This is a genomic window from Dolichospermum sp. LEGE 00240 (assembly GCF_015207875.1).
GTDB lineage: Bacteria > Cyanobacteriota > Cyanobacteriia > Cyanobacteriales > Nostocaceae > Dolichospermum > Dolichospermum gracile.
The window spans coordinates 49,812-67,242 of the sequence record NZ_JADEVZ010000022.1; the positions used below are offsets into that span (position 1 = coordinate 49,812).

General features: G+C 35.7%; 23 protein-coding genes, 1 tRNA gene and 2 pseudogenes. 17 read left to right on the forward strand and 9 right to left on the reverse strand.

Annotated elements, in window-relative coordinates; genetic code table 11:
• The first annotated feature begins 25 nt into the window (after positions 1-25).
• From IQ226_RS09780 to IQ226_RS09835, 12 genes are all read left to right on the forward strand, one after another.
• Positions 26-415: a GxxExxY protein gene (locus IQ226_RS09780; RefSeq protein ID WP_193894932.1), complete on the forward strand. Its 390-nt coding sequence runs from the start codon at positions 26-28 to the stop codon at positions 413-415.
• 146 nt (positions 416-561) lie between these two features.
• Positions 562-1,410, forward strand: a complete 849-nt coding sequence (locus tag IQ226_RS09785) for a hypothetical protein (RefSeq protein ID WP_193894934.1) — start codon at positions 562-564, stop codon at positions 1,408-1,410.
• Between the two features lie 452 nt (positions 1,411-1,862).
• Complete coding sequence (locus tag IQ226_RS09790; protein WP_053538672.1) at positions 1,863-2,084, forward strand: ribbon-helix-helix domain-containing protein; 222 nt, start codon at positions 1,863-1,865, stop codon at positions 2,082-2,084.
• Positions 2,042-2,413 carry a type II toxin-antitoxin system PemK/MazF family toxin gene (locus IQ226_RS09795; protein ID WP_228039348.1) on the forward strand — a complete coding sequence of 124 codons (372 nt, stop codon included), beginning with the start codon at positions 2,042-2,044 and terminating at the stop codon, positions 2,411-2,413. The genes IQ226_RS09790 and IQ226_RS09795 overlap by 43 nt, the downstream gene beginning before the upstream one ends.
• Positions 2,414-3,585: 1,172 nt before the next feature.
• Positions 3,586-4,125 (forward strand): hypothetical protein, encoded by a 540-nt coding sequence (locus IQ226_RS09800; protein ID WP_193894936.1) that lies wholly within the window; start codon positions 3,586-3,588, stop codon positions 4,123-4,125.
• A gap of 29 nt (positions 4,126-4,154) precedes the next feature.
• Complete coding sequence (locus tag IQ226_RS09805) at positions 4,155-4,706, forward strand: hypothetical protein (RefSeq protein WP_193894938.1); 552 nt, start codon at positions 4,155-4,157, stop codon at positions 4,704-4,706.
• A gap of 231 nt (positions 4,707-4,937) precedes the next feature.
• A complete protein-coding gene (locus IQ226_RS09810; RefSeq protein WP_193894962.1) occupies positions 4,938-5,225 on the forward strand; it encodes a hypothetical protein in 288 nt (95 codons plus the stop codon).
• The gene (locus IQ226_RS09815; RefSeq protein ID WP_193894964.1) at positions 5,222-5,623 is read left to right on the forward strand and encodes a type II toxin-antitoxin system VapC family toxin; all 402 of its coding nucleotides are present in this window, start codon (positions 5,222-5,224) and stop codon (positions 5,621-5,623) included. The genes IQ226_RS09810 and IQ226_RS09815 overlap by 4 nt, the downstream gene beginning before the upstream one ends.
• A 311-nt stretch (positions 5,624-5,934) precedes the next feature.
• Positions 5,935-6,171, forward strand: a complete 237-nt coding sequence (locus IQ226_RS09820; RefSeq protein ID WP_190371845.1) for a hypothetical protein — start codon at positions 5,935-5,937, stop codon at positions 6,169-6,171.
• Positions 6,161-6,505, forward strand: coding sequence for a PIN domain-containing protein (locus IQ226_RS09825; protein ID WP_193894966.1), 345 nt, complete (start codon positions 6,161-6,163; stop codon positions 6,503-6,505). Before IQ226_RS09820 ends, IQ226_RS09825 begins: the two co-directional genes overlap by 11 nt.
• Before the next feature lie 97 nt (positions 6,506-6,602).
• Positions 6,603-6,944 carry a hypothetical protein gene (locus tag IQ226_RS09830; protein WP_193894968.1) on the forward strand — a complete coding sequence of 114 codons (342 nt, stop codon included), beginning with the start codon at positions 6,603-6,605 and terminating at the stop codon, positions 6,942-6,944.
• A gap of 417 nt (positions 6,945-7,361) precedes the next feature.
• The gene (locus IQ226_RS09835; protein ID WP_071190385.1) at positions 7,362-7,580 is read left to right on the forward strand and encodes a YgiT-type zinc finger protein; all 219 of its coding nucleotides are present in this window, start codon (positions 7,362-7,364) and stop codon (positions 7,578-7,580) included.
• 187 nt (positions 7,581-7,767) lie between these two features.
• Here IQ226_RS09835 and IQ226_RS09840 read toward each other — a convergent pair whose 3' ends face one another.
• Both IQ226_RS09840 and IQ226_RS09845 read right to left on the reverse strand, forming a co-directional pair.
• The gene (locus IQ226_RS09840; protein WP_193894970.1) at positions 7,768-8,061 is read right to left on the reverse strand and encodes a HigA family addiction module antitoxin; all 294 of its coding nucleotides are present in this window, start codon (positions 8,059-8,061) and stop codon (positions 7,768-7,770) included.
• Positions 8,062-8,071: 10 nt separating this feature from the next.
• Positions 8,072-8,350 (reverse strand): type II toxin-antitoxin system RelE/ParE family toxin, encoded by a 279-nt coding sequence (locus IQ226_RS09845; RefSeq protein WP_063872057.1) that lies wholly within the window; start codon positions 8,348-8,350, stop codon positions 8,072-8,074.
• 293 nt (positions 8,351-8,643) lie between these two features.
• Between IQ226_RS09845 and IQ226_RS25070 the strand changes: the two genes are divergently transcribed.
• Positions 8,644-8,799 carry a hypothetical protein gene (locus IQ226_RS25070; RefSeq protein WP_228039349.1) on the forward strand — a complete coding sequence of 52 codons (156 nt, stop codon included), beginning with the start codon at positions 8,644-8,646 and terminating at the stop codon, positions 8,797-8,799.
• A 377-nt stretch (positions 8,800-9,176) separates the two neighbouring features.
• Here IQ226_RS25070 and IQ226_RS25910 read toward each other — a convergent pair.
• Positions 9,177-9,704 (reverse strand): annotated as a pseudogene (locus IQ226_RS25910) (hypothetical protein); the annotation flags it as partial.
• Positions 9,705-10,526: 822 nt separating this feature from the next.
• Between IQ226_RS25910 and IQ226_RS09860 the strand changes: the two are divergent.
• Both IQ226_RS09860 and IQ226_RS09865 read left to right on the forward strand, forming a co-directional pair.
• On the forward strand, positions 10,527-10,781 hold the full coding sequence (locus IQ226_RS09860; protein ID WP_039203449.1) for a hypothetical protein: 255 nt from the start codon (positions 10,527-10,529) through the stop codon (positions 10,779-10,781).
• A complete protein-coding gene (locus tag IQ226_RS09865) occupies positions 10,768-11,181 on the forward strand; it encodes a type II toxin-antitoxin system VapC family toxin (protein WP_039203451.1) in 414 nt (137 codons plus the stop codon). The genes IQ226_RS09860 and IQ226_RS09865 overlap by 14 nt, the downstream gene beginning before the upstream one ends.
• 215 nt (positions 11,182-11,396) lie before the next feature.
• Here the strand turns inward: IQ226_RS09865 and IQ226_RS09870 are convergent, their stop codons facing one another.
• Complete coding sequence (locus IQ226_RS09870) at positions 11,397-11,771, reverse strand: type II toxin-antitoxin system PemK/MazF family toxin (protein ID WP_193894972.1); 375 nt, start codon at positions 11,769-11,771, stop codon at positions 11,397-11,399.
• A complete protein-coding gene (locus tag IQ226_RS09875) occupies positions 11,765-12,091 on the reverse strand; it encodes a hypothetical protein (RefSeq protein ID WP_193894974.1) in 327 nt (108 codons plus the stop codon). The genes IQ226_RS09870 and IQ226_RS09875 overlap by 7 nt, the downstream gene beginning before the upstream one ends.
• A gap of 421 nt (positions 12,092-12,512) precedes the next feature.
• Here IQ226_RS09875 and IQ226_RS09880 point away from each other — a divergent pair, with 421 nt between their 5' ends.
• Positions 12,513-13,106: a Uma2 family endonuclease gene (locus IQ226_RS09880; RefSeq protein ID WP_193894976.1), complete on the forward strand. Its 594-nt coding sequence runs from the start codon at positions 12,513-12,515 to the stop codon at positions 13,104-13,106.
• A 523-nt stretch (positions 13,107-13,629) separates the two neighbouring features.
• Here the strand turns inward: IQ226_RS09880 and IQ226_RS09885 are convergent.
• The 4 genes from IQ226_RS09885 to IQ226_RS09900 form a co-directional block, all read right to left on the reverse strand.
• Positions 13,630-14,556, reverse strand: coding sequence for a carbohydrate ABC transporter permease (locus IQ226_RS09885; protein WP_193894978.1), 927 nt, complete (start codon positions 14,554-14,556; stop codon positions 13,630-13,632).
• 189 nt (positions 14,557-14,745) lie between these two features.
• Complete coding sequence (locus IQ226_RS09890; RefSeq protein ID WP_193894980.1) at positions 14,746-15,255, reverse strand: phosphate-starvation-inducible PsiE family protein; 510 nt, start codon at positions 15,253-15,255, stop codon at positions 14,746-14,748.
• Positions 15,256-15,662: 407 nt separating this feature from the next.
• Positions 15,663-15,734, reverse strand: a tRNA-Asn gene (locus IQ226_RS09895).
• 294 nt (positions 15,735-16,028) lie between these two features.
• Positions 16,029-16,577, reverse strand: a complete 549-nt coding sequence (locus IQ226_RS09900) for an NYN domain-containing protein (protein ID WP_193894982.1) — start codon at positions 16,575-16,577, stop codon at positions 16,029-16,031.
• A 475-nt stretch (positions 16,578-17,052) separates the two neighbouring features.
• Between IQ226_RS09900 and IQ226_RS09905 the strand changes: the two are divergent.
• Positions 17,053-17,202: pseudogene (locus tag IQ226_RS09905) on the forward strand (zinc ribbon domain-containing protein); the annotation flags it as partial.
• Between the last annotated feature and the right edge of the window lie 229 nt (positions 17,203-17,431).

Genomic DNA, 17,431 nt, shown 5'->3' on the forward strand with positions numbered 1-17,431 from the left:
GATTTTTTTATTGGAGGGAACGCAGATGAACGCAGATGAACGCAGATTGGATTTGAATGGGGTTACGGAAAAGATTATTGGGTGTGCTTTTAAGGTGGGTAATACTTTGGGGGTTGGTTTTTTGGAGCAGGTTTATGAAAATGCTCTGGTGCATGAGTTACGAAAAACTGGTTTGTTGGTTGAGCAGCAAAAAATGCTGGAAGTTTGGTATGACGGTATAGTTGTGGGTAATTATAGGGCTGATTTGTTGGTAGAAAATACTATTATTGTAGAGTTAAAGGCAGTAACAACACTGGATAGTAAGCATTTTTCCCAATGTATGAATTATCTGAAAACAACTGGACTTACTCTATGTCTATTAATTAATTTTGGTAATCCCAAAGTAGAGATAAGGCGTGTTGTCCGTAATTTCTAAACGCATCTGCGTTTATCCGCGTTCTTTTAATTTAATGTAATATAGAACACAGATGTACGCTGATTAACGCGGATTTGTGGTTTTTTCTGCGAAATTCAATTTTGTACATTTGTATAAATAAAAATAATGTTCACGATTACGATTCTATGTATAAGCTAGAAATTAAACTAGACGGTAAATTTGTCAACAATTTTTCTATTGGTTCTATCTATGATTTGGTCTTTCTTGACTTGGAATTTTGGACAGATTATGTCAAGGGAAAAGCCACAAGAAAAATATATGGATACACTCTAACTCGTATTCTAAAAACAAGTAAGCAACAATATATAAAAGTTAAATTTTTGGAGTTTGAAACTGAGGAGGAGGAACTTATTAAGGAGATTATACAAGATATTGATAAATTGAAGGATAAGACCTTTATTGGATTCAATATAATAGGTAGTGATTTGAGAATATTAAGAAGCAGATTAAAAGCTTTATCTATATACTCACCTTTTAATAAATTAAACATATTTGATTTGGAAAATAATTCAAAACTCAACGAATATAACGGCTTAAATGGTCTATTTGAATATCTAGAAATAACGGTAAATAAAAAAATTGATGGAAGTTATTTTCGCAAAAATCCTAAGAAAGTATTCTTACAAAAAAATGGCTCGATAGATATTTTACTAACTATGTTTGAATATTGTTTAGAAGATGCTGCTGGGTACTTTTCAATTGTGTCCAATTGGCATAACAAAAATTCCCGAATAACTAAAGATATGATTAAAAATGAGTTATTAGGTTACTCAGCACCAGAGGAAAAATTGTCTTTAGAATCAGTACAGTTGGAAGAAGAAATAAAAATAGAATTAAAAGAAATATTAACTGTAGAAGATACCCAATCTGCTCAAACTCAACTTATTACTACTCTCACAGTAGCAGATTTAGAAACTTTAATCATTAAAACTGTACAGAAAGTTATTCAACAAGAGTTAAAGAAATTAAAGTAGTATCGGTTGGGTTGACGAGATAAAACCCAACAACACCAAACATTATAGTGGTTTCTAATCTAATGAGGTACAAAATTATCTGTGTTTATCTGCGTTTATCTGCGTTCAATTCTTACTTCTTGTACCTCATTTGAATGGTAATTGCTATAACAAGGCACTTATTCCAACCCAAAAACCCTGTATTTGTTTACGTTATCTCACTGAACCATTACTAGGGATGTTTAGGGCGATAGCGAAGCGCTGCTGCAAGCAGTTCGCACCTGAAAAGCTTACCCTGTATCTGTTTACATTATCTCACTCAAGCATTATTAGGGATTACTGGTGCGATTGTGTAAATATTTACCTCATCCGAGAATTATCACCCGAACTAAATCAAATCCTATATTTACAAACTACTAGACTAAAAATATCAAATTAAGCTATACTACTTATAGTATGACTGTGGGTAGGATATGGCTAAAATCTCAATTTCATTGCCAGAGGAACTACTAAATTACATTGACCAAAAAGTTGAAAACCGTAGTGCGTTGATTGAAAATCTCTTGAAACAATGGCAAGAAAAACAACAAGATGAAGCACTAGCCGCAGCTTGCGCTTTGGTTGATGAATTAGAATTAGGTTGGGAAAGTGAATGGCAAAACATAGCGATTACCGAATGGGAAGCATCTGGATAGTAACATTTGATCCATCCGTAGGTACAGAAATTCAAAAAACTCGTCCAGCACTGATAATTTCTGGGACTTTGTTTAACAACCAACGCAGCAAAGTCACAGTTTTACCTTTTACTTCCGTAAAACCGAATAACCCCCGCATTTCACCTGCGGTAGTTGAAGTACCTACATCAGCGCAAAATGGACTTTCTGTGGATAGTCTTTTAATCTGCGTTGAACCCATGACTTTTGACAAAATTCGCTTAACTCAACAATTAGGAGAATTAGAAGCAGAATTACTAGAACAAGCTCAAAATATTTTGCGGAGATATCTTAGTTTAAACAGCAATTAATCATTTTTGATTGATTCAGTTCATATTATCTCACTTAACCATTACTAGTACACTGCGGCGTAAATAAGCCAACCATTCTCAATCACTAAAAAGCCTATGAACTATTATTTTTGACTTTTGACTTTTGACTTTTGACTTCCGCCCTGCGGTGCTAGGGATTACTAGAGCGATAGCGAAGCGCTGCTGCAAGCAGTTCGCACCTGAAAAGCTTACCCTGTATCTGTTTACGTTATCTCATTCAAGTATTACTAGGGATGTTTAGGGCGATAGCGAAGCGCTGCTGCAAGCAGTTCGCACCTGAAAACCCTACCCTGTATCTGTTTACATTATCTCACTCAACCATTGCTGGGGATTACTGGGGCGATAGCGAAGCGCTGCTGCAAGCAGTTCGCACCTGAAAAGCTTACCCTGTATCTGTTTACGTTATCTCACTCAAGCATTACTAGAGATTAGTAGAGCGATCCGCAGCCCAAAAACCCTAACCTGTATGTGTTTACATTATCTCACTCAACCATTACTAGGGATGTTTAGGGCGATCCGCACCTGAAAAGCTTACCCTGTATCTGTTTACGTTATCTCACTCAATCATTACTAGGGATTACTGGGCGATCGCAGTCCGAAAACCTTACCCTGTATCTGTTTACATTATCTCACTCAACCATTACTAGGGATTAGTAGAGCGATCGCACCTGAAAACCTTACCCTGTATCTGTTTACATTATCTCAGTCAAGCATTACTAGGGATTACTGGGGCGATAGCGAAGCGCTGCTGCAAGCAGTTCGCACCTGAAAACCTTACCCTGTATCTGTTTACGTTATCTCACTCAACCATTACTAGGGATTAGTGGGGCGATAGCGAAGCGCTGCTGCAAGCAGTTCGCACCTGAAAACCTTACCCTGTATCTGTTTACATTATCTCACTCAATCATTACTAGGGATTAGTGGGGCGATAGCGAAGCGCTGCTGCAAGCAGTTCGCACCTGAAAACCTTACCCTGTATCTGTTTACGTTATCTCACTCAAGCGTTACTAGGGATTAGTGGGGCGATCGCACAAATATTAACCTCACCTAATAATTGTCACCCGAACTAAATCAAATCCTAGAATAAATAGCTTACGTGCTGGTAGTATAATATTAAATCGTCAACAAATTAATATACTTGAAATAGAATCATGACCACAGATGCAGAATATCAAACAAGAATTACTACTTATAATTGGGATGATTTAGTAAAATTATGGTCAGAAATTAAAACAAAAAAGACCTCTAATTTTTGGGATGCAGGTAAAGCGTTAGAATATTTGGTATTACGTGCATTTCAACTTGATAGTGCTGATATAGCTTGGACAGAAACCGTTAAAATTCAAGGTAAAATAGTAGAACAAATTGATGGCGTAGTCTATGCAGATAGCCTAGCTTGTCTGATAGAATGTAAAGATACCAGCGAGGAAGTTAATATTGAACCCATAGCCAAACTCAGAAATCAATTATTGCGAAGACCAGCAACAGCTATTGGTAGTGTGTTTAGTCGCAGTGGATTTACAGAAGCTACAGTAACATTAACTGGATTTGTAGCACCTCAAACCATTCTATTGTGGGGAGGAGAAGAAATTGAATATTCATTAATAAATAAATCTATACGTAAATTTCTCATCAAAAAATACCGCGTTTGTGTTCATAAAGGTATCCCAAATTACGACATTATAATCTAATAATTACAGCATTGTAAAGGAGGTTTTTCATGAAACTAGCATACATTCTCACAGAAAGTGATAAGGACATAGAAATTTTACAGAAATTATTACCAAAAAAATTAACTCAAGATATTCAATTTATAGCTGGTGGAAGTTCTTACCGAGCGCGTTCTTTAGCTACTTCACTGCTTGCTACTCGAAAAACACCAGTTGCTCTTGTCATAGATGCAGATACAAATAACGAATCGCAAATATTTGAAAAAAAAGATTTAATTAATTATGTATTAAGTCAAGCATCATCTGGCATTTCTTTTCAAGTTTCTCTAGCAGTTCCCGAAATAGAATCCATATTTTTACAAGATAAATCATTAATTGAAAAAATAGCAAACCGTCAATTTAACGATTTAGAATGGCAATTAGCTCAAAGTAAACCTAAAGAATTTCTAGAGACAGTTTTAGATAATAAACAATCTTTCAATGACAAAATACTTAGAAATCTAAATGATAATGAAATTAAGATATTGCAACAACATCCATTAATACAAGAAATCAAGGGTTTCTTGTCATCAGTTATTGAGTCTTCTGTTGCTATTAATTAATCTAACTGGATATAGAATTTCTATTCACCTAATAACGCACTTATTACAACCCGAAAACCCTGTATCTGTTCACATTATCTCACTCAACCATGACTAGGGATTACTGGAGCGATAGCGAAGCGCTGCTGCAAGCAGATCATGTAAATATTCACCTCACCTGAGAATTATCACCCAGGGCGTAGTTTATAATAGGATCATACCGAAAAAATTTACTCAATTGAGGAGTTAATCATGGTAATAAAAATTGCAGAAGTATCTAAAGATATTGACACCTTACCAGAAGAAGCACAAATCTTACTACTTGATTTTATTCAATTACTCAAAAAACGTTATCCACAACCAGAAAATCATCATATAGAAAATGAGATAAATTTCTCATCTACTCAAAAACAAAAACCACATCCACAAGACACATTTATAGAAAAATATGGTGCTTGGGAAGATGAACGCACAGCAGAAGAAATAGTCAAAGAGGTTTATGATAGCCGAACTATTTCTAACTACGATATTAGCTTATGATTTATTTATTAGATACTGACACCTGCATTTACTGGATTAAAAACATTAATTCCGTCAGAGATAAAATTCAACAAATAGGATGGGAGCAAATTTCTATTTGCAACATCACCGTTGCTGAATTGTATTTTGGTGCTTACAATTCTCAAAAAGTAGCAGAAAATTTAACTCGTGTAGAAAAATTCATTCAAGATATTGAAGTTATAAATTTAGATAATAATGCTGTCAAAAAGTTTGGAGAATTAAAAGCAGAACTTAGAAAAATAGGACAACCAGTAGCAGATTTCGATTTACTAATTGCTAGTGTTGCAATAACTAAAAACTATATTTTAGTAACTAACAACACTCGTCATTATAGCCGAATTTCCGAGCTTAAATTAGAAAACTGGATTTCAGCTTAAAAAAGTTATTTAAGGTGGGTGAACAACAACATAACCCACTATTAATAACTCTAAATTACAACCCAAAAACCCTGTATCTGTTCACATCATCTCACCCAACCATCACCAACTATCATGTAAATAAGAGAAGACAATAGAACCATCACAGATACACCACAGAAACATTCACCTCACCTGATTTAGATCCCCGACTTCTAAGATTAATTATGGATATGATAGAAAAATCTTGAAAAGAAATCGGGGATCTTTGGTGCGTAGTTTATAATAGGATCATACCGAAAAATTTTATATAGGATTTAAGGTTATTCATAATGCTGCAAATTATCCAAGCAACCTGTACCAACGGTGAACTTATTTTAAATGAAAAACTAAGTTCCGAATTAGAAGGTAAAACCATACAAATTATGATTCTCGAACCCAGCGAATCTACACAACCAATAGATTCTCAAGAATCGAAAATACAGCAATTCTTAGCGCGAGTTAATAACTACTCCTTCCCACTTCCCCCAGACTACAAATTTAATCGAGAAGAAATTTATGATAGATAAAATTTTTCTCGATAGTAATCTCTGGATTTATCTCTATGCTAAAAGTCCACCAGAAAAATCCCAGCAAGTTGCAGAAATCATCAAACATAATTCTTCATGCCTCTTAGTTAGCACTCAGGTTTTAGGAGAATTATTTCATGTTCTCACTAGAAAAAAATTCACGTCAAAAACAGATGCCATTAAAATCATATCAGATATAGTGAATACTTTTCCTGTTCAAGCAATTAATACAACAGAAGTTATACAAGCATTAGAAATCAATGCAAAATATAACTACTCTTATTGGGATAGTTTGATTATAGCTATATTCACCATCAAGGCATTACCCGATTAAACTGGATACAGAATCTCTATTCACCTATTTTAGATGCAGGATTAGAGTTTCAAATCACAGAAACTTACTTTTAACCTAGAAATTTAGTGAGTTAAACATGGATAATCTCTACAACTTACTGCAAAAGATCAAAAAAAGACCTGCAATGTATTTAGGTAAAAATTCTATTTTTAGCCTTCAAGCATTTTTAGATGGATACTATTTTGCCCGTCGAGAAATTGGTATTCCCTTAACAGCAGAAGAAACAGAATTTCAAACTTTTTTACAATGGATAAGACAGAAATTTAATGTAGAAACAGGTCAATTATGGTCAAGTATTCTGCTTTTCCATTCAGCCGATGAAAAAAGCGCAGTAGATAGATTTTTTTCCTTATTTGAAGAATTTTATCAAAATCAAAAAAATCAAGAAACAGCAAAAATTGATGAATTAGTTTCATGAAAATAAAAGTTAGTAAGTTGGGTTGACAAAACCCAACAATACCTATAATTAATAATCCTAAATTACAACCTAAAAACCCTGTATCTGTTTACGTTATCTCACTCAAGCGTTACTAGGGATGTTTAGAGCGATAGCGAAGCGCTGCTGCAAGCAGTTCGCACCTGAAAACCTTACCCTGTATATGTTTGCATTATTTTACTCAACTATTACTAGGGATTAGTGGGGCGATAGTGAAGCGCTGCTGCAAGCAGTTCGCACCTGAAAACCCTACCCTGTATCTGTTTACGTTATCTCACTCAACCATTACTAGGGATTAGTGGGGCGATAGCGTTCGCGGAGCGTCCCGGAGGGAACTAGCGCTGCTGCAAGCAGATGATTCAACACAATGGTCATCTGATTTCACAAGGAGAATTTAAAATGGAATGCTTATATTGTAAAGGACAAATGCACCGAGGAACAGCCCCATTTACCATTGATAGAAAAGGCTATCATATTTCTTGGGATGCAATTCCAGCATGGGTTTGTGATCAATGTGGTGAATCACTTTTTGAAACTCATGAAGTCGAATTAATTCAAGAAGCCCTCACCGTTTTAGATCGAGAAACAGCAGATTTAGTAAGTTCATCATCACCTTAGTTAGTAGTTAGTAGGTTGGGTTGACGCAAGAAAACCCAACAATACCCACCATTAATAACACGAAATTACCACCCAAAAACCCTGTATCTGTTCACATTATCTCACTCAAGCATCACAAGCTATCATGTAAATAAGAGAAGACAATAGAACCATCACAGATACATAAGCAAATATCACCCGAACTATTTTAACTAATTTCAATAGGTGAGATATTTTTCCACTCTTCAGATTCATTTTTCGCACACCAAAGATCAAACTTCTGCTGAAGATTTAACCAAAGTTCCGGCGTAGTTTGAAAAGCATTTGCTAACCGCAAAGCAATATTAGGTGTTACATTTGCACGTTCATTCACAATTTCCGAAACCGTTTTGCGAGACACACCCAAAATATTAGCAAGTTCTGTCACCGTCATATTTAAAGGTTCTAAATATTGACGTTTAATCAAAGCACCAGGATGTCTTGGTTTTCTGTTAGTATTCATATTCATAATCCTAATGATAATCCTCGTAATTTACGTCGTAAGCATCCCCATCTTCAAAAACAAAAGTTAAACGCCAATTACCCGAAACTGTAACTGAATATTCACCTTTCCTATTTCCTATTAATTGATGAAACTTAGAACCAGGAAAATTCATATCCTCGGCTACAGATGCAGCATCTAGTCTATCTAATAAATCTAACAGTTTTTCAGCATGATTCGGATTAACTCCACTTCTATTATCATCTTCAAACAGCTTTCTTAATCCCTTATGTTTGAAATTTCTGATCATAAGTAAAATAACAATATTTACTGTAACCCATAAGGTTACACTTGTCAATCCACAATATACGCTAAATTTGGTAATTTTGAAAACTCATTGATTAGTATTTACAATACTTTACAAATAATCATCACCGTTATCATGGCAGAAAATGACAAAATCTGCCATGATATAAAAAAGAAGATTCAGCGAAATCACATTATGAAAAGTATGAATATTTCCTTACCTGACACCATGCGCGATTATATAGAAAAGTAGCGCAAGGTGGTTACAGCAGCGTCAGTGAATATTTTCGGGAATTAGTGCGACAAGACCAAAAACAGAGAGCGAACGAACGACTACAAACCATGCTCTTAGAAGGATTAAACTCTGGAAATGCAACAGAAATGACTGCTCAAGATTGGGAAGATATTCGTCAAGCAGTTCGTGAAAACCCACATTCCGCAGGTGTTTTTTGAATTTTCGGAATTATCCATAGCCCAATGATAACAAGGCTTTCAGACAATGACACGCAATTCTATATTAGAGCGATGCCTTCGGCGCGGCGTAGCCATCGCCGATATATTTAAAGCTCGAATCAAGTTTATTGAGAATAATGTCAATAAATTAGTTGGTTTGAGATTAAATTCATTGAATACCGACCTAGATAGCAAAAAGCATGAACTGGTTATTATGATTGGGTTTTAGCTGTTTTATGAAATTCTTTTTTTGACAAAATAACCTGCTGGGAAAAATATTTTGAGTATATTTACTCATGCTGAATGTGGGTGAAAAAACTAACAAACGTCAAAGTGCAATTTAGCCATGATGTTTGCAATTGAAAAAAGACCTCAAGTTATCCGCGACTTGATAGATTTAGCCACCTACATAGCAGAGTATTAAAAATAGGTTCATGATGAAATACACGGTTACGTATAACCCTTATTTCGTTTAAAATTCTTCTTATTCGTTTCATGTCGCGCATAAAATTGTGTTTTTCAGGAGCATTTGGAAAAACTTCATGAATATAACGAGGAGAAACAATATGCCATATAATTCTGTCATAGTCAGATCCCATAATTTCTGTCCAAAAACCAAAGTTTAGCTCTGGAGTTAAAGTATCTGATGTAACTATTTTATGGTACATTGGGTTATTAATTTTTTTATTCTGCTTGTTAATTTCTTCTTTTGCTTTGTCTATCTGTTTTGATAATCTTGCTCTTTGAGTATTACCATTTTTGTCGTGCCATTCCGTTGCAGCTTTTCCATTTAACCACTTACCTGCTTTTTCCTCAAACCAATTATCCCCAAATTCTTTAACAAGTACATTACTAATACGATTTCGTAAAGCTATTTCAAATACACATAGGAATGAATATAGAGATTCTGATAAGTGTAAACCTTGGGTACTCCTTGGAACAAAGAGTCAGATACGGCCTTGAAAACGTGAACGAGCGAGAATTAGGCTTGATCACAATTTAGAGTTCCCGACCCCAAGGTAAGAATTTTATTAAACTAAATAACCGCTTTTAAAGTTATAGGATAATTGTAGTCCGTGCTGCGGCGATGCTAGAACCGATCATGTTACGCAGTAATTCTAAGCGTGATTCTTTCGCCTGGAAGCGTGGGGAAACTACCGCCAGTGCGGGTGAGTTGATGGCGTTTACATTATTTTACTCAACTATTACTGGGAATTAGTGGGGCGATTCGCAGTCCAAAAACCTTACCCTGTATCTGTTTACGTTATCTCACTCAAGCTTTATTAGGGATGTTTAGGGCGATAGCGAAGCGCTGCTGCAAGCAGTTCGCACCTGAAAACCCTACCCTGTATCTGTTTACGTTATCTCACTCAATCATTACTAGGGATTATTAGAGCGATCCGCAGCCCAAAAATCCTGTATCTGTTCACATTATCTCACTCAAGCATTACTAGGGATGTTTAGGGCGATAGCGAAGCGCTGCTGCAAGCAGTTCGCACCTGAAAACCTTACCCTGTATCTGTTTACGTTATCTCACTCAAGCGTTATTAGGGATGTTTAGGGCGATAGCGAAGCGCTGCTGCAAGCAGATCGTGTAAATAAGAGAAGACATATAGAAGTATGAAAGATACACCACCGGAACATTCACCTCACTTGAGAACCATCACCCAGAGCGTAGTTTATAATAGGATCATACCGAAAAAATTTACTCAATTGAGGAGTTAATCATGGTAATAAAAATTGCAGAAATATCTAAAGATATTGACACCTTACCAGAAGAAGCCCAAATCTTACTACTTGATTTTATTAAATTACTCAAAAACCGTTATTCACAACCAGAAAATCATCATCAAGAAAAAAGTATCTATGAAAAATTTGATCAAATTGGATTAATTGGTTGTTGTGCTGTGGAAGAAAATTTATCAACCACATATAAAGAAGTTTTAGCTAATACATTACCAAACAAATATGATCATAGTTGATACAGGATTTTGGTTAGCTCTCATTGACCAAAAAGACACCTACCACGCAACAGCAAAACAAGCTTTAAAAAAATACAATGAACCTTTAATTACAACATGGTGTGTTGTTACAGAAACCTGTTATCTTTTGCTAACTCGTAAAGGAGTTCAAGCTCAAGTCACCTTTTTAAATAGTCTGGAACAAGAATTATTTACAATCTTTAATTTAAAGCCTCACCATACTCCGCAAATTATTAAATTAATGGAAAAATATGCTAATCTGCCAATGGATTTAGCTGATGCTTCCCTAGTAATTTTAGCAGAAGATTTAGGACATGGGCGCATTTTTTCAGTAGATCAGCGTGACTTTAACACCTATCGTTGGAAGCAAAATTATCCTTTTGAAAATTTGCTATTTTGAAGTAATTACCTGTATCTGTTCACATTATCTCACTCAACCATTACGAGGGATTACTAGAGCGATAGCGAAGCGCTGCTGCAAGCAGTTCGCACCTGAAAACATTACCCTGTATCTGTTCACATTATCTCACTCAAGCGTTACTAGGGATTACTGGGGCGATCATGTAAATAAGAGAAGACAATAGAACCATCACAGATACACCTGGAAATATTCATTTATATTAAATTCACTAAACCCAAACTAATCTGAATTGCTCTATCTACCTGTTCCATTGTGACTGATTCCAGAACGCCCAACCGTTTAATTAACCTTTGTTTATCAATAGAACGAATTTGATTAAGAAGCGCAACAGAATCAACCTGTAAACCTCCTTCTGGTACTTTAATTAGCACTTCAGTAGGATACAAAGGTTCTGTAAACTGAGAAGTAATAGCAGCAACAATAGTTATAGGACTATATTGATTAGAAACGTCATTCTGCAAAATTAAAGCTGGGCGTGTTTTTTTGATTTCTGAACCGATAGTTGGATCAAAATTAACCAAGTAGATTTCACCACGTTGGGGATAGATAATTTTTCCTTTACTTAACACGCTTCTTCTTCCAGATTAAACCACTCTTCAACTAATCCTAAATCACGTTCTGCTCTTTTAATAGATCCTTGTTTCAACTGTTCTTTGATATTACTAAATTTACTGTAATTACCAGTCGCATATTCATCACGGACTAATTGAATTTCTTTTTTAGTCTCTTCATCTTCTCGCCAATTTTCCTCTTCAGCATCAGCAATAGCTTCATTAAGAAGCTGCGAAATCTGCCGTTTTTCTGATAAACTTAGCGCATTTAAGGAATCAATCAGTAACTCTATCGGAATGAATAGATTTAATCCAGTTTGTGACATGGCTTTTATCATGATGCGATCGCTATTCTACAGTATATCAAATGATGGTGGATTAGTCTATAAAAAACCCTGTATCTGTTCATATTATCTCGCCCAACCATTACAAGGGATTACTAGAGCGATAGCGAAGCGCTGCTGCAAGCAGATCGTGTAAATATTCACCTCACTTAGGAGAATTAGAAGCAGAATTAGTATCTGTTCACATTATCTCATCTAATCATCACTAGGGATTACTGGGGTGATAGCGAAGCGCTGCTGCAAGCAGTTCATTCAACAAATAGGATGGGAGCAAATTTCTATTGGCAACATCACCGTTGCTGAATTGTATTTTGGTGCTTACAATTCTCAAAAACTGGAAAAATTCACCTTACCTGAGAATTATCACCCGATCATGAGTTTTAATCAAGATTAAAGTCATAACCATAAAATTACTATGACTCTCCAAATCCTAGACAAAACTACCACAATTTCCGAACAGCGATTTCTTCTACCTGGTTATTACACCTGGAAGGAATTTGAAATAATAGAAACCTTAACCGCAGACGCAGGAAGTTTGCGGATAACTTATCTTGATGGGTACATCGAATTTATGACACTTGGTGAAGAACACGAAAATATCAAAAAAATTATCGCTATTTTGATGGAAGCATATCTTTTTGAAAAAGGGATAAACTTTATTCCAGTAGGTAGTGCTACTCGTCGCGCAAAAGAAAAGAATGCTTCCTTTGAACCTGATGAATCTTATTACATCGGAGAAAAAAAAGAAAATCCAGATTTAGCAATTGAAATTAATATTACCAGTGGCAGTATTGATAAACTAGAAAAATACAAAAGATTTAATATTACCGAAGTTTGGTTTTGGGAAAATAATCAATTGTCTCTATATCATCTCAAAAATGATAATTATGAGCAAATTAACCAAAGTGAATTATTGCCAGATGTCGATATAGATTTATTGGCAAGTTGTGTTTTAATCCCTTACATTATTGATGCAAGAACAGCATTTATTAAAGGTACTAAAAAGTAGTAGTTTGTAGTTTAGATTGACACAAGGAAACCCAACAATACCCACCATTAACAACACTAAATTCCCACCCAAAACCCCTGTATCTGTTCACATTATCTCATCTAACCATCACCAACTATCATGTAAATAAGAGAAGATAATAGAACCATCACAGATACACCACCGAAACATTCACCTCACCTGATTTTTTGGTAATCTAATTTTAGTCAGTTTTAACGGAATTGAGCTTTTAGACAGGGAATAAATTCCCTGGCTTTATTGATGACAGATGGTAAGATTTTTTATGATATCCCATGTTTTATTACGATGACAAATGAAATCAATAAATTACCCAAAGGTTGGCAGCATGTAACAAGAGATTACATCATTAGTTAATTCTCTTTCCATCGCTTTACAAATGGGAAATCATGCAGTTAGGAGACAAATAGAAGGATTTGCCAAGAGAGCTAGTGGACGATCATCAATGTTACCGTTAAAGTATATGACTCGTCATAGATATTGATGCAAAATTCATCTTTAAATATTAAACACTAAAATCATTCCCATCTTGATTGATAACTAATCTTAAAATTGATAAACCTAAAATAATTAAAAATAGCACCAAACCAATGGTACAAGCATAGCTAATCTCTAAATTACCAAATGCTTGTTCATACAAATAATAAACAATAGTCTTAGAACTATTGAGTGGTCCGCCTTGAGTCATAATATAAACTTCTTCAAAAACTTTAGTTGCGGAAATCGCCGAAATTACAGCCACTAAAGCTAAATAGGGTTGCATCAATGGTAAGGTAATATCCCAATGTTTACGAACACTATCTGAACCATCAATAGCCGCAGCTTCATAAATATCAGCGGGAATGGCTTGTAATCCAGCTAAATAAATTACCATATAATAGCCTAAGCCTTTCCAAATAGTTACAGCCATAATACTAGCTAAGGAAATGGGAACAATTCCCAATATCTTATCAGGACTTGTTAACCAGGGAATTCCGTCGGGAAAAATTCCTAAAGTTTTGAGAATTTGATTCAGCAATCCATTTTCTGCATATAACCATTTCCAAGCTATCCCAGCTACTACCATAGAAATTACAACCGGGGTATAATATGCTGTTCTAAACCAATTCATTCCCCGCAGTTTTTGATTCACTAAAATTGCTAAAGCTAAGGGTAGAAATACTAAAATGGGAACAACACCAATCAGATAAATAAATGTATTTTGTAATGTTTGCCAAAAAACTGGATCTTTCAATAAACGCAGGAAATTTTTCCAGCCAATCCATTGAGGAGGATCTCCTATATTTTCATAGTTGGTAAAACTGAGATAAAAGGCTTGAACTGCTGGCCAAAAAACAGTTAATATTAAGATGATCAAGGCAGGTAATAAGAACAAATATGGTGTAATTTTGTGTTTGATTAAAATCCATTGTTTTGATGTTAATTGAGACATATTATCGGACTCCCATAAAACTAATAAGTAGGTGAACACAATAAAACCAAACTGTGTAAAGAAATGTAAAATCGCCTAAACCCTCTTTACTCTTGCCTTTTGCCTTGCCATAACGACAATTTTCAACGCCAACCTACTTATTTAATTGGGGAATTGGTTAAATAATCCTCTTCCCTATTTTTGACAAAATTAGGTTTTACTGCTGATTACTGACTCCTGAATTATGCTGGATGATTCTGGTTCTACTGTCTCATGTTTATTAATTTTCACCTGTTCCAATAAACGAGGCATCCAAGGTAAAGCTAGAAAAATTCCTGATAAAACTAATAGAAATACAGAAAGTCCAAAAAGTTGATCGCGGGAAATTTCTAATACACCACGCAAGATTACCTCTCGCAAAGCGGAAACAATCGTAATTTCTACTGCTGCACCTACGGATATACTGCGTTCTTGAAGGTAATCAACTAACAACCGAAACAGTTCTACTAATATCAAAATAAACAGGATATCAGATGTGACTTGTCGTAGATCTAATGGACGTAAAAACGATAAAAACATATCTCCTAATCGAATGAGCATGACACAAAATAAACTCACGCAAAGGGAGATCACAATAATATCCTGAAAAAGTTCTAAGTTACGAACAATTCTATCTCGCCTAAACCAATTATTGACTTCTATAATTATCCGCTGTGGCATGGTATTTCCTAAAAAAGATCAACACATCTACAGCAGGAGTCAGAATTCACCGAATCAGGAGTAAAACTAGTTTGCTGTCTGACTTTGAATTTAGATCCTGTACTTCATTAATCTGCAATCTGCTGTATGTTAATAATTAACCATTAAACAGATTTTAATAAAGTAAACAGAGAACAAGACGTAATTAACAACGGGAGCATCCCAATTTTGCAGAAATAAGCTGGCGATTAGAAATCACGGCCATACAAACAAAGTCCGCCTACGCGGACTAGGGAAATTTAAAACCCACGCAGGTGGGTTTTGCCTGTGTAGCCGTGACTTCCAGTCGCCTGGATTCTTTGTCTAATTACAAAAATGAGACGCAAAACTGATTGATTTTTGTTTCACGCCTCATCTTTATATTTAAACTCCCCAGGCCGGATTCGAACCAGCGACCAATCGATTAACAGTCGATCGCTCTACCACTGAGCTACTGAGGAATGCTCTTCGCTTTAGCTATAATAAACCTAAATCCAGATTAATGCAAGGGGTTTTGGAAAAATTTTCCAACTTTTTTTTGTTGCTGCTGAAATTTCTCACTGTTAATACCCCAAAACCTTTCCAGCAGCTACATTCGGAGATTTACAAATGCTGAAATTATAAGAAAATAGGCTAAAAACCCTTGAGGGCAAGTTTTGGAGCGTGGCGGAAAAACTTAACTGTCCTTTCTTTAGGCAAGGGATGAAAGCCAACTAGAGGCTGTCTTCCTCCAGTGTCTTTAGACCCGGGGAGTGTCAAAATCCCATTCGCAATTCCGTCAGCCGTTGTCTGGCTTTAGGATCAATTCCATTCACCAGGAATCTACTTTTCGGTTGTTTTTGCGACTGATACCTATGGCGCATTCGACAGACAGTAGTTTCTACTTCGCCACATAGTTGATGCGCTGATAACCATTCAGCACCATATCCCTGGACTGTTAACTGCTGCGCTCGATCTGATGTAGCGACAATCATGCGGGAAATTAAACATTGGGATATTTGGTGACGGAGAGACGCACAGGTTTTTTCTATATATGTGTCTGCGGTCTGACCAAAATCCGTATAATGTACTGTTAGAAAATTTGTAATAGTTTCTCTGTTACTAGGAGTGTTTTGATACTGTGCATCAAACACTACCTGGGTTTCATAACCTTGGAAGGCACTATAATTAGTCATTGCTTCCACTAATTCACCCCGTGCAGCCTCAAGTCCAGCATGATCACGGGTTTTTATCAAGCAAGGCCAAGTGCCTATAATATTGTAACCGTCTACTAAGAGAACGGCTGGGACTATGGAACGAGACATGGTTTTTAATCACAATTATCTAGAGTTAACAAAAATCATTCATAAGACTTATAGTAAATGAAGCATTGCTTGTAACCCCATGTTACAAGAAATAAAAACTGCCTCTTTTAATCAAATTTAGACCCTAGGATAGAAGCTATGATTTTGAAAAAGCCTCTAAAAATCAGGTTTACTGAATTTATTTTCTCTAAAAAAATATTTTTCTCTGTCTGTAAAATTTTATGTTTCCGGGATAGAAGGCTTTTTAAATAGCATTTTGACCGCTTTTTCACTAATTCTAGCTTTTAAGAATAATTAACTATACATAAACGCAGATAATCCTAAATTTGATTATTGTAGTAGATCAGGACTATTTTATTCTAAATATAATCCGCCCAGAACTGATAGTGTAGCGTGGCGTAAGCCATAGTTCAGTCCCAATAGTTAGCATGGTGTTAGCTATACCACTCCAGACACAGAGGAAACGTTCTCTCAAACTCTTGAGCATTTGTGTAACCGTTACGGTTCCAAATTAGCAAGAATAACTGAAGAATATACATCAAAGACCTGTACTAAATGCGGTCACGTTCATAGAAAACTTGATAGTTCTACAATACCTTGTCCATTTTCTGCTTTGTTGGGTTAAGCGACAGCGCAACCCAACGCTCATGTTGGGTTTCATGCTAATTGCTCCGCGTTCACGCAGCGTCCCGCAGGGATACGTTTACGTTCCACAACCCAACCTACAAATCAAGGCTTTTTCTAATTTGGACAAGGTATTGTTCTAAGAACTTTATTTGCCCTAGTAGTCTGTTAAATTTATTTTGACAGGTAATGATCGGAAAAAACTTCTGTTCTTCCCCTACCTCCCCTAC